Raw genomic sequence first — 16998 nt, forward strand, 5'->3', positions numbered from 1 at the left:
AGTCCTTTCGCTGTAATGATTTGTCACTCATACGAAAACGCCAACCCATTTATAATTGACTTAATAACGCATCAACTAAGAGCCTGCCCTGATCAATGACAGCTTTCTTAAGCATTGAAACAATGCCATCACAGCTACCATTTTACTGACTTGCAATAGTACCTTTGCTAAAATCAGCCCACAATTAACCATCTCTGCAAAAACATGTCAACTGCCCATACTCCTATGATGCAACAATATCTACGCATAAAAGGTGAATATCCTGATATGTTGGTCTTTTATCGTATGGGCGATTTTTATGAATTATTTTTTGAAGATGCCAAACGAGCTGCCAAGTTACTCGATTTAACACTTACCCATAGAGGCCAATCAGCAGGGAAACCCATACCTATGGCCGGGGTCCCTTATCATGCAGTAGAGAATTACCTGGCAAGGCTTATTAAAAAAGGTGAATCCATTGCTATTTGTGAACAGATAAGTGACCCTCAACTGAGTAAAGGCCTCGTATCGCGCGAAGTAACCCGTATTATTACCCCAGGCACCGTAACCGATGAGGCTTTATTAGAGGCCAAAAGCGACAATTTATTGCTTGCTATTTATCAACAACAAAAACAATACGGTTTAGCATGGGTGAATTTAAGCGGTGGGCAATTCCACTTACTGATTGCTGAAAATGAACCCCAACTTTTAGCAGAAATAACCCGCTTGTCACCCGCCGAAATTTTATTAAACGAGAATACCTTCATACCTTCTTTACCGCCTTCAATTAGTTTGAAAATTCGCTCGCATTGGGAATTTTCTTTGGAAGAGGCAAAAGTATTATTAGAGAAACAATTTCCACAAAATTCTTTACATGCAATAGACAAAAATACCTATAACTTGGCATACCATGCAGCGGGCTGCTTACTACGCTATTTACAAAATACTCAAAAACAATCAATTCCCCATTTACATAACATCACTCTGGAAAACAAAAACGATTTTTTGCAACTTGACGCGCAAACACAAAAACATTTAGAAATTTTTGAAAATGTTTTTGGAAAAACAGAAAATACTCTTTTTTCTATTCTCGATAAAACAGCTTCCGCCATGGGAGGCCGTATGTTAAAACGCTGGCTTGGTAAACCTCTTTTTCAATGCCAAACGCTTACAGATCGACAAGAAGCTATTGCTATTCTAATAAGTGAAAAAAAAGAAATTCAGATTCACGAAATATTAAAAAAGATATGTGATGTAGAACGTATTTTATCAAGAATAGCGCTTAAGTCAGCGCGACCACGTGATTTAGTTTCTCTGCGTCAAACTTTGGATTTATTAGACGATATTGCCAAGAGTATTCCCGCACAAGGGAAACTTTTACCCGCTTTAAAAAGCCTTATTAAACCTTTTCCTGATCTGCAACACTGTCTCACCCATGCCCTGGTTGAAAATCCCCCTCAGTTAATTCGCGATGGCGGAGTAATAGCAGAAGGTTTTGATCAAGAGCTTGATGAGCTACGTGCTTTAAGTTTTAACGCTTCCGAACAATTATTAGCTCTAGAAGAACAAGAGAAAAAACGATCGGGTTTATCCACATTAAAATTTGGGTATAACCGTGTACATGGCTATTATATTGAATTATCGCGTATCCAGGCCGATAAAGTTCCACCATACTTTCAACGAAAACAAACCTTAAAAAATGTTGAACGCTATATTACGCCTGAGTTAAAAACCTTCGAAGAAAAAGTTTTAACTGCTCAGGTAAAAGCATTAGCCAGAGAAAAATGGCTATATGAAAATCTTTTACTTGAGTTGCACCCTTACTTAAAAGAACTTCATCAACTTGCCCAGGGTCTTGCACAGTTAGATGTATTGGCTAATCTTGCGGAACGTGCACAAAGCTTAAATTGGATACCACCCACATTAAGTAGTACTCCAGGTATTGCTATTATTGGCGGCAGGCACCCGGTGATCGAACACATTTTGCAAGAGCGCTTCATTGCCAATGACCTCTCTCTTGTCCCTACCCAGCATTTACAGTTGATCACGGGACCAAATATGGGTGGCAAGTCAACGTTCATGCGCCAGAATGCGTTAATTGTTTTATTAGCACATATTGGGAGTTTTGTACCGGCAAAAGAAGCACGTTTGGGACCTATTGATAAGATATTTACCCGCATAGGTGCTAGCGATGATTTGAGTTCGGGTCGCTCAACCTTTATGGTTGAGATGACTGAAACCGCGCAAATTCTTTCCCATGCCACTGCACAAAGTTTAGTACTGATAGACGAGGTGGGCCGGGGAACAAGTACTTATGATGGCATGGCTATTGCGTATGCGTGTTTACATTACTTAGCAAACACGCTTAAATCTTATACCCTATTCTCTACTCATTATTTCGAGTTAACAAAATTAGCCGACGAATTTCCCTGTATCCGTAATGTTCATTTAAAAGCTACTTGCGCTAATGAAAAAATCATTTTTCTCTATCATGTGGAAGCAGGTGCGCAGAGTCGAAGCTATGGAATAGAAGTTGCTGCCTTGGCAGGTTTACCTAACGAGGTTTTAGTATTAGCGAGAAATCAATTACAAAAAATGCAATATGGCCTTTCGCATAAGCAAGAGCCTATGCCCTCAGCTCAGTTGGAAATAGTAGACGCTATTAAAGAAATAGATGTTGATAATTTAACACCACGAGAAGCGCTGGATTTTGTTTATCGGCTCAAAACAATGGAGAAGGGTTTTGCAGAGTAATTTTAAACAAAAAATTTGCAGCTTTATTTTTTGTTACTTGTTGTGTTGTCACGCTCCTCTTGCAGCAGTTAAACCACCAGCATTTACCCTCTCAGGGATTTCAGGGGATGTTCTGGCTAATGTTCAATTTCGTCTAACTGAACTTTACCAACACAAATCAATCGCTTATGAACCTTTAGAAGTAATAAAAACACAAGTAGCTCAAGCAATGGAACCATACGGTTATTTTGCGCCGCAAATTAGCATTTCCACGAATGTCGAAGGAAACAGTTTTCATATTGTTATTATCCCCGGCCCCCAGATGCGAATTAATCATTTATCTATAAAAATACAAGGGGAAGGCGCCAACAATCCTGAAATAGTACAAACGTTTAAAGACTTACCCCTAAAAGAGGGGGATTTTTTTAATAATCAGCTCTATGAAGAAGCGAAAGACAATTTATACAGTGCCGCCGAACATCAAGGTTATCTACATAGTTCTTTTATAAAATCAGAAGTGCTCGTGGACCGTAGCTCTTACAAAGCAGATATCATTTTAATATTTGATACGGGGCCACAATATTATTTCGGTCAAATTCAATTTGATCCTACGTATATTTCGCCTGAATTATTAAACCGTTATGTGCCGTTTAAGTTTGGAGAGCCCTACTCTACCGATCAAATTCTCGCTTTAAATAGCAATTTAGCTGCTAGTGGGTATTTCAACTCAGTCGTGGTAAAACCCAATACCAAGGAAGGCACGTATGTTCCCGTAAAAGTACATTTAAAACGAACTGAGCGTATTAACTATTCCTTAGGTATTGGTTATGGAACAGACACAGGCCCCCGAGGTAGGGCAGGTTTACATATTGTGCCTGTTAATCGGTCCGGCCATAAGTTTAACGCAATCATTCAAGGCTCGTTTAAACAAAATGCCATATTGGCGCAATATCTTATCCCTGGAAAGAATCCGGTCACTGACAATTATGCAATTAATGGCAGCTTTTCGACTTTAAATTACCCGGTAGGCTATAGTAATTCCTTGCTATTTTCATTAGCGCAACAACATAGCAAAACAAACTTTCAGCGCGTTATTTCTTTAAATGCCCTTGATGAACGGTTTAGTTATGAAGCTTTTCCTTTTAAACGGACAAAAAATGCCCTATTTCCTAAAGCATCCTTTACTTGGCGTGCAGTAGAAGATCAATTATTCTCACCTTCCGGGTACAATATTAGCCTCAATGCCCTGGGCGCTTCAAAAGCGGTTCTTTCCGATATCAGCTTTATAGAGGGAACAATAGACGCTAAAGCTGCTCTCTACCTCAATCCTATAAGAACGCGTTTATATTTTCATGGGGAGGCTGCTGTTACTGAAATTAGTTCTATTTATGATTTACCATTATCTCTTGCACCTTTATTAGGTGGTGCTGAGAACTTAAAAGCCTATAGTTTCAATTCAATAGGTCCGGGAAAATATTTGACATTTGCCGGATTGGAAATTCAAAAAGAAACATTTGAAAAATGGTATGTTGTCGGATTCATGGATGGAGGAGATGTTTATAATCCTTCTATTAAACATTTTAAATATGATGCGGGAGTGGGTTTAATGTGGGTATCACCCGTGGGACCTATTAAAATTGGGGTTGCTCAGGCTATTGACCAAGATTTTCATCGTTATAAAGATCGCAGCCCTAAATTAGTAATTAACATGGGGCCAGATCTTTAATGCGACGCTATATTAAATCCATTCTCTATACTTTTTTAGCCCTCTTTGTATTGCTCACTTCTTTTGTTGTTTTTTTATTAAACACTACTCCTGGATTTTATCTTCTATTACAGTTAGCAGACTTACGATTACCAGGTAAATTCGAAATTAATAAACTTGAAGGCAGTTTTTTAGAAAGAGGTGTGTTCCAAGAATTTAATTATATTGGTGAAAATTTTGACTTAAAACTCCATAATGCGCGGATTGCTTGGGAGCTCTCTGATTTATTCCATAAAAAATTAACTATTAAAGATTTAAATGCAGAAGAGGTCACGGTTATTGTAAAGAAAGGAAATAAAGATTCCGACTTTAAAATTAAATTACCCCTTACTATAAACCTTAAAAAAGCCATTATTAAGAAATTTTCTCTCATCAATCCCAAACAAACTATAGTTTTTAATAATCTCAGTACGAAAGCGCAATTGATGAAAAGGCAATGGTATATCAATCACCTCAACTTTGACTTTTTAAAGACGAGCGTTTCTCTTAAGGGACAATTCACACCCAAAATTCCCTATAGTAGCTCAGGTGAGATCCATGTTTCCTATAACAAAGACATACCTGTCAAAGCTGATATTACATTTAAAGGTGACAAGCAATTATATAGCTGGTCAGGCAAGTTAGAAGGTTCTATCGTCGGCTCCCTTGCAGGGCATGTTAAAAATCTCAATGACCTTTATACAGAGTTAACATGGCAAGACATCTCCCTTCCTGCTAATACCATTACTATCGCAAATAATTGTGCAGTGGGAACATGCGATCAAAAGCGCTCCTTCGGTTCAGGGCATTTAATTCTTCAAGGAACTACTTCTAATTTTACTGTAAATGCTGAAGGAGAAACTTTTCTTCCCACCAAAGCCAATTGGGAAATTAACAGTAAAGTGACGGATGGTTCGAGTGTTACGCAAACTAAAATTCAACTGGTAAATCGCCAACTACCTCTCACAGGTACAATTACTACGGATGCTAACAAGCTAACAGCACAATTATTTTTAGATACCAATAAAGTTGAACTAAGTAAAAATTTTACCAAACCTACTTGGCACCTGGATTTTACCTTTCCCAAACCGGCCCAATTGACCCCTGCATTAACAGGAGTAAAAACAACCGTTACTGGAACAGCAACTATTAACAGTGCTCAGCATGGCAATATAGCTTTGCAAATTGGTCCCGGTAGCTATCAATCAAAAGAAGAGGAACAAGCACCCGTTATTAACTTCTATGGGGGTAAAATAACAGCGCAGTTATCAGCTAAACAACTGGAAATGCAAGGGGTGGTTAATTTAGAGCAAAAGAAAGATCTTATTTTTAATTTAATGCTGCCGGATTTTAACTTGCCTCAATTGAATGCAGAAAAACAGAAAATAAAAGGCACTGTTAATTTACAATTAAGCTCTTTCACTTTTTTTGACATAAAAAATCATTTAGTTGAAAACCCACAAGCCAATTTAAATTTAAACCTTCTCATAAAAGGCACGCTATCTAAACCCATTTTTACTGGTGAAGCCAGCCTCACCCAAGGAAGTGTGGCCTTACCCAAACTCAACTTACTATTGCATCCTATTGAGATAAAATTAAAAACAACCAATAAAAAATGGGAATTAATCGGTTTCATTGTTTCGGAAAATAAAACCATTCATTTATCTGGTACGGGAAATTTATTCCCTTTTAATGGGCAAGTTAAGATCCAGGGAGATAATTTCCCCGCAATGCGCTCGGCGGAATATACGTTTAATGTTTCCCCTAATTTACTATTCACTATTTCCCGGGGAAACATGGAACTCACGGGGGATATTTTAGTTCCTACTGGTAGATTAAAGCCCATTTCTTTTAGCAATACGGTCAATTTAAGTGATGATGTAGTATTTGTTTCTGCTAAAAAAAATCCGATGCCCTTCAATTTAAAAACCAACATCAATGTAATTATGGGGAATGACGTAGCCATAGCTGTTAAAGGGATGCAAGGATTTTTAGAGGGTAGTATTCAATTAAAACAAGCACCCTATAGCGACTTTTCTGCTTTTGGCGAATTATCAATTCGCGATGGAAAATACCAAGCTTATGGGCAAAATTTAAATATTGAACAAGGACAGCTTTTTTTCTCAGGAAGTGCCATCAGTAATCCAACCATACGTATAAGAGCTGTGCGTACCTTGAATACTGCATCAAATGACTTTGCAGGCTCCAACCAACTTTTTGATTTTAATGTGCAAAATTTACAAAACCTGGATTATGGTGCCTATGTTAAAGTAGGCATTCAAATTAGTGGAAGGATTAACTCGCCTAAAGTAAGCTTATTTTCCATTCCTTCAAACTTGTCACAAGCCGATATACTTTCTCTGCTACTTTTGGGGGTGCCTGCGAATCAAGCTAGTAAGTCAGGAGGACAATTGTTATTAACGGCTATATCAAATATGAACCTCGACTCCGGAACCAAAGGGATGCAGCTTTTAGAGCAATTAAAACAAAGCCTGGGCGTTGATTTTAATATTCAAAACACTACAGAAGTTAACCAGAGAACCAAACAGCTCCAGGAAGGGACTGCATTCGTAGTCAGTAAGTCTTTGTCGAAAAGATTGTATTTAAGTTATAATATCGGTTTAGACCAAGACAGCAACCTTCTGATTTTAAAGTACTTGTTAAATAAATTTTGGAGTATTCAAGTTTCCACCAGTGATATAGGAAGTGGAATTGACCTTCTTTATACCCATCATAAGGAGTAAAATAAATTGACCCATTATTCTCTTCCCTTGCGTCCAAGGCGCTTACGAAAAACAGCCACTATTCGAAATATGGTACAAGAGAATTGGCTTCGTACTGAACAATTTATTGCTCCTCTTTTTATTAGTGAAACTTTATCGGAAAAAAGAGCAATACCCTCCATGCCAGGGCTTTTTCAATTAACCTTAAATGATTTAGATAAAGAAATTGAGGAAATCAGCGCTCTGGGTTTACCCGCTGTGTTATTATTTGGTATCCCAGCTCATAAAGATTCAACTGGCAGCTCTTCCTTATCTGATTCCGGGATTATTCAACAAGCCATTCAAAAAATTCGCTCAATTAACAAGGATATTGTCATCATTGCCGACGTTTGTTTCTGTGAATATACCGATCATGGGCATTGTGGGGTGATGGAAGGCGAGACCTTAATAAATGACGCCACTCTGGAATTATTAACCAGCCAGGCGATTAGTTATGCCAAGGCAGGCGCTGATTGGATAGCCCCCAGCAGTAATACCGACGGAATGGTAGGCGCTATCAGGGATGGGTTAGACAATGCAGGTTATGAAGATGTGGCTATTCTAAGCTACGCTGTAAAATACAGTTCTTCCTTTTATGGTCCTTTTCGGCAAGCAGCCGAAGGAGCGCCTCGATATGGAAATCGTAAAACCTATCAAATGAACCCGGCAAATGGCCACGAAGCGCTAAGAGAAGCTGCGTTAGACATAGAAGAAGGCGCTGATTTATTGATGGTAAAACCCGCGATGAATTATTTAGATGTAATCTATAGGCTAAAACAAAACTTCCCTGAAGTCCCTTGTTGCGCCTATCAAGTAAGTGGGGAATTCTCAATGATCAAAGCCGCGGCTGCACAAGGTTTGATTAATGAAGAGGAAGCAATGATGGAAAGCCTGCTAGCCATAAAACGCGCCGGTGCCGATTTAATTATTTCCTATTTCGCCAAAGACGTGGCGAAATTATTAAAAATCTCCGCTCCCTAACGGTCGCGGCTCGGATCAGCGCATCAACCGAGCTGCGTAAAGTAAGCGGAAATTTTTGGTTGGTACGGCACCAATGATCATAGACGTGGTTACCTGCCAACCAGATTTTCGCTGCCATACAAGTAATGACAACGATCGAAACCTGAGTAACGACCCTACACCAAGCCACCTTACAAGCTTATAAAAGTTACCCTCAACTTATCCACAGCATTCCCCCAAACTTATACCTTGAAATTCCCCAGAAACCACATTATATTGTGGGGAGTTTCAAAAAAACCACTATATGTTGTGTTATAATAACAATAAGCGTTGTCATAACTTATTGACAAATAGCAACTTCCGGGAGGAGACACATGTCAGAGACTATTGCGGCAGTCGAAGATTTACCGATAGCCAGCCATCTTGAATTAACTGCTACTATTCCAGGTGAGTTAAAAACCATCAAACGAAATGGAAAAGTTGATCACTATGATGAAAGCAAAATAAAAGTAGCCATAAATAAGGCCTTTATTGCTGTTGAAGGCGGTAATGCTGCTGCTTCCAACCGTATCTACGAACAAATTGATGAATTAACGCTGCAAGTTACGCAAGCATTCAAAAGACGCCTTCCTACCGGTGGTACTATTCATATTGAAGATATTCAAGATCAAGTTGAATTGGCACTCATGCGCAATGGGCTGTACAAAATTGCCCGTGCCTACGTGCTTTACCGCGAAGAACGCCGTAAAGCTCGGGATACACAAATTAAGCAACAAGCGAAAGATAGCAAAGTGCCTCTGGTTACCATGCCAGACGGTGAAGTTGTTCCTTTAGACATGGAGCGGGTAAAAACAATTGTTGCTGAAGCTTGCCGTGAGCTGGAGAACGTTACTGCCGAGCCAGTTATTAAAGATGCCTTGCGTAATCTCTTTAATCAAGCCAGCCTTGCTGATGTGCATAAAGCACTCATTATGTCAGCACGCACCTTGGTAGAAAAAGAACCTAATTACACTTACGTAAGCGCTCGCCTCCTTTTAGATAGTTTACGCGCTGAAGCCTTACAAAAATTACACATTCAAACCGAAGCAACTTTTGATGAAATGGCAAAAATCTACCCTGCCTATTTCAAAAAATTTATTGCCAACGGGATTAAACAAGGGTTATTAGATCCCAAGTTAGCCGATTTTGATTTAGACAAACTGGGGAAAGCTTTATTACCAGAAAGAGACATGAAGTTTACCTATTTAAGTTTGCAAACTCTCTACGATCGCTATTTTATTCATGAATTCGGCATACGCTATGAATTACCACAAGCTTTCTTCATGCGTGTGGCCATGGGACTGGCAATTCGTGAATCCAAGAAAGAAGAAAGAGCCATTGAATTTTATCAATTGCTTTCTTCATTTGATTATATGTCTTCTACTCCGACTTTATTTAATTCAGGTACAGTAAGGCCGCAGCTATCCAGTTGTTACTTAACAACGGTTCCTGACGACTTGGAAGGAATTTACAGTGCCATAAAAGACAATGCGCTTCTTTCAAAATTTGCGGGTGGTCTTGGAAATGATTGGACTCCTGTACGTGCAATGGGGGCCCATATTCAAGGGACTAATGGTAAATCCCAAGGAGTGGTACCCTTTCTAAACGTTGCGGATGCCACGGCCATTGCCGTCAATCAAGGTGGCAAGCGCAAAGGCGCTGTTTGTGCATATCTTGAATGCTGGCACCGTGATGTAGAAGAATTTTTGGAGTTACGAAAAAATACCGGTGATGATCGCCGTCGTACACATGATATGAATACCGCATTATGGATTCCTGATTTGTTTATGAAGCGGGTAAATGAAGACGGCGAATGGACTCTCTTCTCACCGGACGAAGTGCCTGATTTACATGATTCATATGGGAAAGCGTTCGAAGCACTCTACTGCGAATATGAGGAAAAAGGACGTCAGGGAAAAATCAAAAATGTAAAAACAGTATCAGCCATTAAATTATGGCGAAAAATGCTTTCCATGCTTTTTGAAACAGGCCATCCTTGGCTTACTTTCAAAGACGCGTGCAACGTGCGTTCTCCGCAACAGCATGCGGGAGTTATTCATAGCTCCAATTTGTGTACCGAAATCACGCTGAATACATCTGCAGAGGAAATTGCAGTTTGTAATTTAGGAAGTGTAAATCTGCCCGCTCATATTAAAAATGGCCAATTAGATAAAGAGAAACTTCAGCAAACTATTCGTACTGCGGTGCGTATGCTAGATAATGTCATCGACATTAACTACTATTCGGTACCACAGGCACGTAATTCAAACTTAAAGCATAGACCGGTAGGCTTGGGAATAATGGGCTTTCAGGATGCTTTATATGAATTAAAGATCGATTATGCATCACGTGAAGCGATTGAGTTTGCTGATATCTCTATGGAAATCATAAGTTATTATGCAATTGATGCTTCTTCAGAATTAGCTAAAGAACGCGGTCGTTATTCAAGTTATGAAGGTTCATTGTGGAGTAAAGGAATATTACCTATTGATTCCATCAACTTGCTTCAACAATCACGCGGCAAATTCTTAGAACAAGACAGATCGCAAAAACTGGATTGGGAATCATTACGTATCAAAGTACGTACACAAGGTATGCGCAATTCCAATGTCATGGCTATCGCGCCCACCGCAACTATTTCTAATATTTGTGGCGTTTCTCAGTCAATAGAACCTACTTACCAAAACCTGTATGTAAAATCCAACCTCTCAGGGGAGTTTACTGTAATCAATCCTTATTTAGTGGCTGATTTAAAAGCGCTGAATTTATGGGATGAAGTAATGGTCAACGATTTGAAATACTTCAATGGCAGTGTGCAATCCATTAGCCGTATTCCCGAAGAATTAAAATCACGTTATGCCAACGCATTTGAAATTGACCCCATTTGGTTAGTAGAAGCGGCTTCTCGCCGCCAAAAGTGGATTGACCAGGCACAATCGTTAAACGTATATATGGCAAAACCCTCCGGTAAAAAATTAGATGACTTATACCGCCAAGCTTGGATACGCGGATTAAAAACGACTTATTACTTACGTAGTGTAGGTGCAAGTAATGCTGAAAAATCCACAGTTACCGATGGCGCTTTAAACGCAGTGAAGATAGAAGAAGAACCGTTAATGTGTTCAATTCTTGATCCAAACTGTGAAGCGTGCCAATAGGAGAAATAAAATGACAGTACAATTACAGAAACCTGTTGAGAGTAGCAATATCCTGGGAGCTACTGGTCTGGAGTCTCTAGAAATGGGAGCTGGACGCATACATGTTGATGATAAAAAAATTATCAATTGCCGTGCCGACTTAAACCAGTTAGTTCCGTTTAAATACACTTGGGCATGGGACAAATATCTTACGGGTTGTGCTAACCATTGGATGCCCAATGAAATCAGCATGAGTGCCGATTTGGCTTTATGGAATGACCCAAATGGTTTAACAGAAGACGAACGTTTAATTGTAAAACGCAACTTAGGATTTTTCTCTACCGCAGATTCTTTGGTAGCTAATAATTTAGTACTCGCGGTCTATCGTCACATTACTAACCCTGAATGCCGTCAATACCTTTTACGACAGGCCTTCGAAGAAGCGTTACACACGCATGCTTATCAATACATCATTCAAAGCTTAGGCTTGAATGAGGCAGAAGTCTTTAACATGTATCGCGAGATCCCCTCAGTTGCCACAAAGGCTGCCTGGGCTCTGCCATATACTCAAAGTTTAGGCGATTCAAATTTCAGAACGGGTACACCAGAGAACGATCAGCGTTTACTTCGGGATCTCATAGCGTTTTATGTAGTATTCGAAGGGATTTTCTTCTACGTAGGATTTACGCAAATCCTTTCTATGGGAAGACGCAATAAAATGGTAGGAACGTCTGAACAGTTCCAATATATTTTACGCGACGAATCCATGCATATGAATTTTGGTATTGATGTCATTAATCAAATTAAAATTGAGAATCCTCATTTATGGACTCCTGCATTTAAAGAAGAAATGATCAAACTCATTAAAGAAGGTGTAGCACTCGAATATCAGTATGCGAAAGATACTATGCCGCATGGCATCCTGGGTATGAATGCAGAAATGTTCGAAGAGTATTTACATTTCATCGCCAATCGCCGCTTAAATCAAATCGGCTTACCTGAGCAGTACCCAGGCGCAGAAAACCCATTCCCCTGGATGAGCGAAATGATGGATTTAAAGAAAGAAAAGAATTTCTTTGAAACCCGAGTCATTGAGTATCAAGCCGGTGGAACCTTAAGTTGGGAAGATGAATAATCATTTAAATTCACAGTCCGTCAGCCCGTCCTTGAACCCTCGCGAAAGCGAGGGTTATTTTTTTACAATATTAACCTGACTTCTTTATTGAATTTTGCTTTATTAGTTCAATGCTACAATTAGTTATTCATTTGACTTTGTTTATCGTAATAGTATGAGAAGAATTACTATAAACAATGTCCATCCGCGTCACAACCGCCGCCAATAGGCCCATATTGCATCATCAATTGCACGGTGTCCCCATGCCTCAAATTTGCTGCATCTTGAGGAGAGACTTTAGCGTTTACTATTTTTCCATCCGCCGTCTTTAATTGCACTGTGACTGGGTTTTGGGTATTACTCGTCGCGTTGCTATTAGTCTCATTAGCAAAAGCCAGAGGTGAACAAATCAATGCCAATGCCGTAAAAGAGCTAATTACTAATTTATTCATAATGTTCTCCACAAATGATTATTAACTAGTATGGTAAACAATAATCTAACTTGCAAAAACCTTACGTAATATTTACATTCGCATGTTGGGGCATTGGCGCCAAACACATGAGAAACATTTCTACTCACTGCCGCAACTGCGGGAACAAAATCACATCGCGAATTGATTGAGAATTGGTAAAAAGCATGGTTAAACGATCAATCCCAATTCCCTCTCCTGCGGTAGGGGGCATGCCATATTCCAGCGCCTCAATATAATCACTATCAAAATGCATGGCTTCCAAGTCGCCGGCGTCTTTTTCTTCTACCTGCTTTTGAAAACGATTAGCTTGGTCTTCTGCGTCATTTAATTCCGAGAAGCCATTCGCTATTTCTCGCCCGGTTATAAAGAATTCAAAACGGTCGGTTACTTCAGGATTCATTTCATTTCTGCGTGCTAACGGAGAAACTTCGGTAGGGTATTCAGTTATGAAGGTGGGTTGAATTAATTGATGTTCTACCGTTTCTTCAAAAATAATCATTTGCAGCTTGCCTAAGCCATCCGTCTGCTTATAGGCAAAGCCTAATTTTTCAATGAGTGCACGACAGCCCTCTACTGATTCAATTTGAATGGGCTGTATCTCTGGATGAAACTTCAAAACAGCCTCTTTAATACTCATTCGTGCAAAAGGTTGGCTAAAGTCAATTGTCTGTCCCTGGTATTCAATGTGTTGTGTGCCCGCCACTTTATCACATAAAAATCGCAGCATTTTTTCGGTAAAATCCATTAAATCCTGATAGGTAGCATACGCCTGATAAAACTCAATCATAGTAAATTCAGGATTATGTCGCGTAGAAATACCCTCGTTACGGAAATTACGATTGATCTCATATACCCTTTCAAATCCACCCACAATCAGACGTTTTAAATAAAGCTCTGGAGCAATTCTCAAAAATAATTGCATATCCAATGTGTTGTGATGTGTGATAAAAGGACGCGCTACGGCCCCTCCCGGAATGGGGTGCATCATGGGAGTTTCTACTTCTAAAAATTGATGGCCTTCCATAAATTCACGCATAGCGGAAATCAGTTTTGAACGGATTAAAAACGTTTTACGACTCTCTTCATTAGCAATTAAATCAACATATCTTTTACGATAACGCATTTCTTGATCGGCTAAACCATGAAATTTATCGGGTAAAGGACGTAAAGATTTAGTTAAAAGCTCTACATGTTTGGCATGGATAGTTAGCTCGCCCGTATTGGTGATAAAAAGCTCACCCCGAACACCAACGATATCACCCAAATCTAAATGTTTGAATTGCTCATAAAACTCTGGAAGATCATTTTGTTTAACATAAACTTGTATTCTTCCACTCATGTCTTGTATATGGAAAAAGCTGGCTTTACCCATAATTCTTCGCAAAACGATACGTCCTGCTACAATTACTTCTACATGTTTTTCTGCCAACTCTTCTTTACTACATTTTTCGTAGGAATCCGTAATTTCTTGAGCTAAATGCTGACGACGAAATTGGTTAGGAAAATTAAAACCTTCTTTACGTAAGTCCGCTAATTTTTGTTTGCGAATTTGGTAAACTTCACTTTCGTCTAATTGTTCTTCTATCATGCTGCATTTACTCCTGCTTTCAAACTGGCTTCAATAAACTGATCAAGATCACCATCTAAAACGGCTTGGGTATTACTGGTTTCCACACCGGTACGAAGATCTTTAATACGTGATTGATCCAGTACATAAGAACGAATTTGTGAACCCCAGCCAATATCTGATTTACTCGCTTCCAACGCTTGTTGTTCCGCGTTTTTCTTTTGCATTTCTAATTCATATAACTTGGCACGCAACTGCTTCATCGCTTGATCTTTATTTTTATGTTGGCTGCGATCAGTTTGGCATTGCACAACTATCCCAGTGGGTTCATGGGTTATACGGACTGCAGAGTCTGTACGGTTCACATGCTGCCCCCCTGCCCCTGAAGCCCTATAGGTATCTATGCGTAAGTCAGCGGGGTTCACTTCAATTTCAATATCATCGTCTACCTCTGGCGAAACGAAAACAGCTGCAAAAGAGGTATGGCGCCTATTTCCCGAGTCGAAAGGTGATTTACGTACTAAACGATGAACGCCTGTTTCTGTGCGTAGCCAACCATATGCATATTCACCGGTAAAATGAATAGTAGCACTTTTAATCCCGGCAACCTCACCGGCTGAACATTCAATCAATTCTGTTGCAAACCCATGCTGCTCTCCCCAGCGAAGATACATGCGTAATATCATTTCAGCCCAATCTTGCGCTTCCGTTCCACCTGAACCTGATTGAATATCAAGATAAGCATTCGCTTTATCCATTTTGCCAGAAAACATACGCCTAAACTCAAGTTTTTCTATTTGTTTCTGCACAGCATCTAAATCAGCAGAAAGCGCATGAATAGTTGCATCATCTTCTTCACTTCGAGCCAAATCGAATAGTTCTTTGAGATCAATAATACTTTGTTTGAGATTTTGTAAGGTATGAACAACCTCTTCTAATTGGGCACGCTCTTTTCCTAATGCTTGCGCATGTTCAGGGTTATCCCAAATGGAAGGAGATTCCAGCTCCCTGACAACCTCTTCCAATCGTTCTTGCTTTTGCTCAAAGTCAAAGATACCCCCGAAGAGAGTCAGTACGCTGCTCAAGGTCAATTAATGAAAGCGAAATTTGATTCACTTCTAACATAAATAAACTCTTTTAAAAAAAATAAGCGGTATTTTACGGGAAAGGGTATAAGGAGTACAGGCTTTTACAATCATGTAGGTGGGCGCCAAAGGCCCCATATTCATTTCGCAATCGTTTTGTTGGGCCTTCGGCGCCCAACCTACATGTTATAATTCCGGCAATCGCGATTTAATTCTATGGGTCGCTTGCGAATGAATTTGAGAGACTCGCGATTCACTCACTCCCAAAACCTCGCCAATTTCTTTTAAATTCAAATCACGTTCATAATATAATGATAAAACCAGTTTTTCGTTGCGCGGCAAACTATTAATTATCTGCGACAAATGGGTGGTCATATCCGCCTGCAATGCATGGATATGTGGCTCGGTGGAGGGGCTAAATGATTCGTCGTGTAAGATATCGTCAGTAACACCTACATCCTCAAACCCATATAAATGGCCACTTGCCGAATCGTTTAATATCTCATGGTATTCTTCCAGGCTCATCTTGAGTTCAGCCGCGACTTCGTGATCCTTCGCATCCCTGCCTAAACGATTTTCGACTTCTTTTACCGCCGCCGCAATCATTCTTGCATTACGGTAAACCGAACGCGGAACCCAATCATTACGACGCACTTCGTCCAACATGTAGCCTCGAATTCTAATCCCGGCATAGGTTTCAAAAGAGGCGCCTTTGGATTCATCATAATTCTTTGACGCTTCGAGCAACCCTAACATTCCCGCTTGTAGTAAATCGTCTAATTGGACCGAGTTGGGGAGTTTTCCTAAAAGATGATGAGCAATACGCTTAACAAGCGTGGCATGTGATTTGATTAAAGCCTCCTGCGTATGCTGGTCTAGTTTATTTTTTGCGGATAAAGCAGCCACGATTTTCTCCTTTGTTCCTGCGAATTTCCTTATTCTTATTAAAAGACCACTGCTATTTGTTAATAATTTTAGACTATCCTGAAAAAAACGCTTAAGAAAAACCACATTACTCTATTTAAGGTTTAAATTTATTATTAAATGGAATCAACAACTATTAAGCTCTAAGTGAGCCTACATTAATTATTCATCACCAATAAGCTCACCCATGCATTTATCTTCAGCTCCGGCCCTGCATTTATCTGTACAATCACGCTCTTCTGACGTAAGGCAATTATTGTTAACACAATCATTAGCGAACTGATTAATACACATTTTTTTGTCGTAATGCTCTTCCCCTTCTTCTACCGTAGGATCATCGACAGCAAAAAGAGGCAAGGAAAAGGTCAATAAGACAGCAAGCAAAGAATATCTTTTCATAAATTCAAATCCTTTTTACACACGCTTTTATAATTATAGTCCATAGAAAGGTGCTATTATTTTTAATATTTCAAACAGCAGG

11 protein-coding genes are annotated in these 16998 nt (G+C 39.5%); 6 read left to right on the plus strand and 5 right to left on the minus strand.

The genetic code is table 11. The features are described from left to right. The first annotated feature begins 204 nt into the window (after nucleotides 1-204). From mutS to EL206_RS04010, 6 genes are all read left to right on the plus strand, one after another. Nucleotides 205-2733 carry a DNA mismatch repair protein MutS gene (mutS, locus tag EL206_RS03985; RefSeq protein WP_058461368.1) on the plus strand — a complete coding sequence of 843 codons (2529 nt, stop codon included), beginning with the start codon at nucleotides 205-207 and terminating at the stop codon, nucleotides 2731-2733. Then, complete coding sequence (locus EL206_RS03990; RefSeq protein WP_232048509.1) at nucleotides 2723-4438, plus strand: autotransporter assembly complex protein TamA; 1716 nt, start codon at nucleotides 2723-2725, stop codon at nucleotides 4436-4438. The genes mutS and EL206_RS03990 overlap by 11 nt, the downstream gene beginning before the upstream one ends. Beyond that, on the plus strand, nucleotides 4438-7200 hold the full coding sequence (locus EL206_RS03995) for a translocation/assembly module TamB domain-containing protein (protein WP_058461367.1): 2763 nt from the start codon (nucleotides 4438-4440) through the stop codon (nucleotides 7198-7200). The genes EL206_RS03990 and EL206_RS03995 overlap by 1 nt, the downstream gene beginning before the upstream one ends. Nucleotides 7201-7206: 6 nt before the next feature. Further along, entirely contained in the window at nucleotides 7207-8199 is a 993-nt protein-coding gene (gene hemB, locus EL206_RS04000) for a porphobilinogen synthase (RefSeq protein WP_058461366.1), read from the plus strand. Between the two features lie 353 nt (nucleotides 8200-8552). Further along, nucleotides 8553-11375: a ribonucleoside-diphosphate reductase subunit alpha gene (locus EL206_RS04005; protein WP_058461365.1), complete on the plus strand. Its 2823-nt coding sequence runs from the start codon at nucleotides 8553-8555 to the stop codon at nucleotides 11373-11375. A 10-nt stretch (nucleotides 11376-11385) separates the two neighbouring features. Then, complete coding sequence (locus tag EL206_RS04010) at nucleotides 11386-12489, plus strand: ribonucleotide-diphosphate reductase subunit beta (RefSeq protein WP_058461364.1); 1104 nt, start codon at nucleotides 11386-11388, stop codon at nucleotides 12487-12489. A gap of 167 nt (nucleotides 12490-12656) precedes the next feature. Here EL206_RS04010 and EL206_RS04015 read toward each other — a convergent pair whose 3' ends face one another. From EL206_RS04015 to EL206_RS04035, 5 genes are all read right to left on the minus strand, one after another. Further along, a complete protein-coding gene (locus EL206_RS04015) occupies nucleotides 12657-12920 on the minus strand; it encodes a hypothetical protein (protein WP_058461363.1) in 264 nt (87 codons plus the stop codon). A gap of 124 nt (nucleotides 12921-13044) precedes the next feature. Then, nucleotides 13045-14529 (minus strand): lysine--tRNA ligase, encoded by a 1485-nt coding sequence (gene lysS, locus EL206_RS04020; RefSeq protein ID WP_058461362.1) that lies wholly within the window; start codon nucleotides 14527-14529, stop codon nucleotides 13045-13047. Then, a protein-coding gene (gene prfB, locus EL206_RS04025) for a peptide chain release factor 2 (RefSeq protein ID WP_131739761.1) occupies nucleotides 14526-15633 on the minus strand; the annotation gives its coding sequence in 2 pieces (ribosomal slippage) (nucleotides 14526-15557 and nucleotides 15559-15633; 1107 coding nt in all). Before prfB ends, lysS begins: the two co-directional genes overlap by 4 nt. A 146-nt stretch (nucleotides 15634-15779) precedes the next feature. Then, the gene (locus EL206_RS04030) at nucleotides 15780-16499 is read right to left on the minus strand and encodes an RNA polymerase sigma factor FliA (protein WP_058461361.1); all 720 of its coding nucleotides are present in this window, start codon (nucleotides 16497-16499) and stop codon (nucleotides 15780-15782) included. 180 nt (nucleotides 16500-16679) lie between these two features. Further along, on the minus strand, nucleotides 16680-16916 hold the full coding sequence (locus tag EL206_RS04035; RefSeq protein ID WP_058461360.1) for a hypothetical protein: 237 nt from the start codon (nucleotides 16914-16916) through the stop codon (nucleotides 16680-16682). Nucleotides 16917-16998 lie beyond the last annotated feature (82 nt).

This window comes from Legionella adelaidensis (assembly GCF_900637865.1).
Taxonomy (GTDB): domain Bacteria; phylum Pseudomonadota; class Gammaproteobacteria; order Legionellales; family Legionellaceae; genus Legionella_A; species Legionella_A adelaidensis.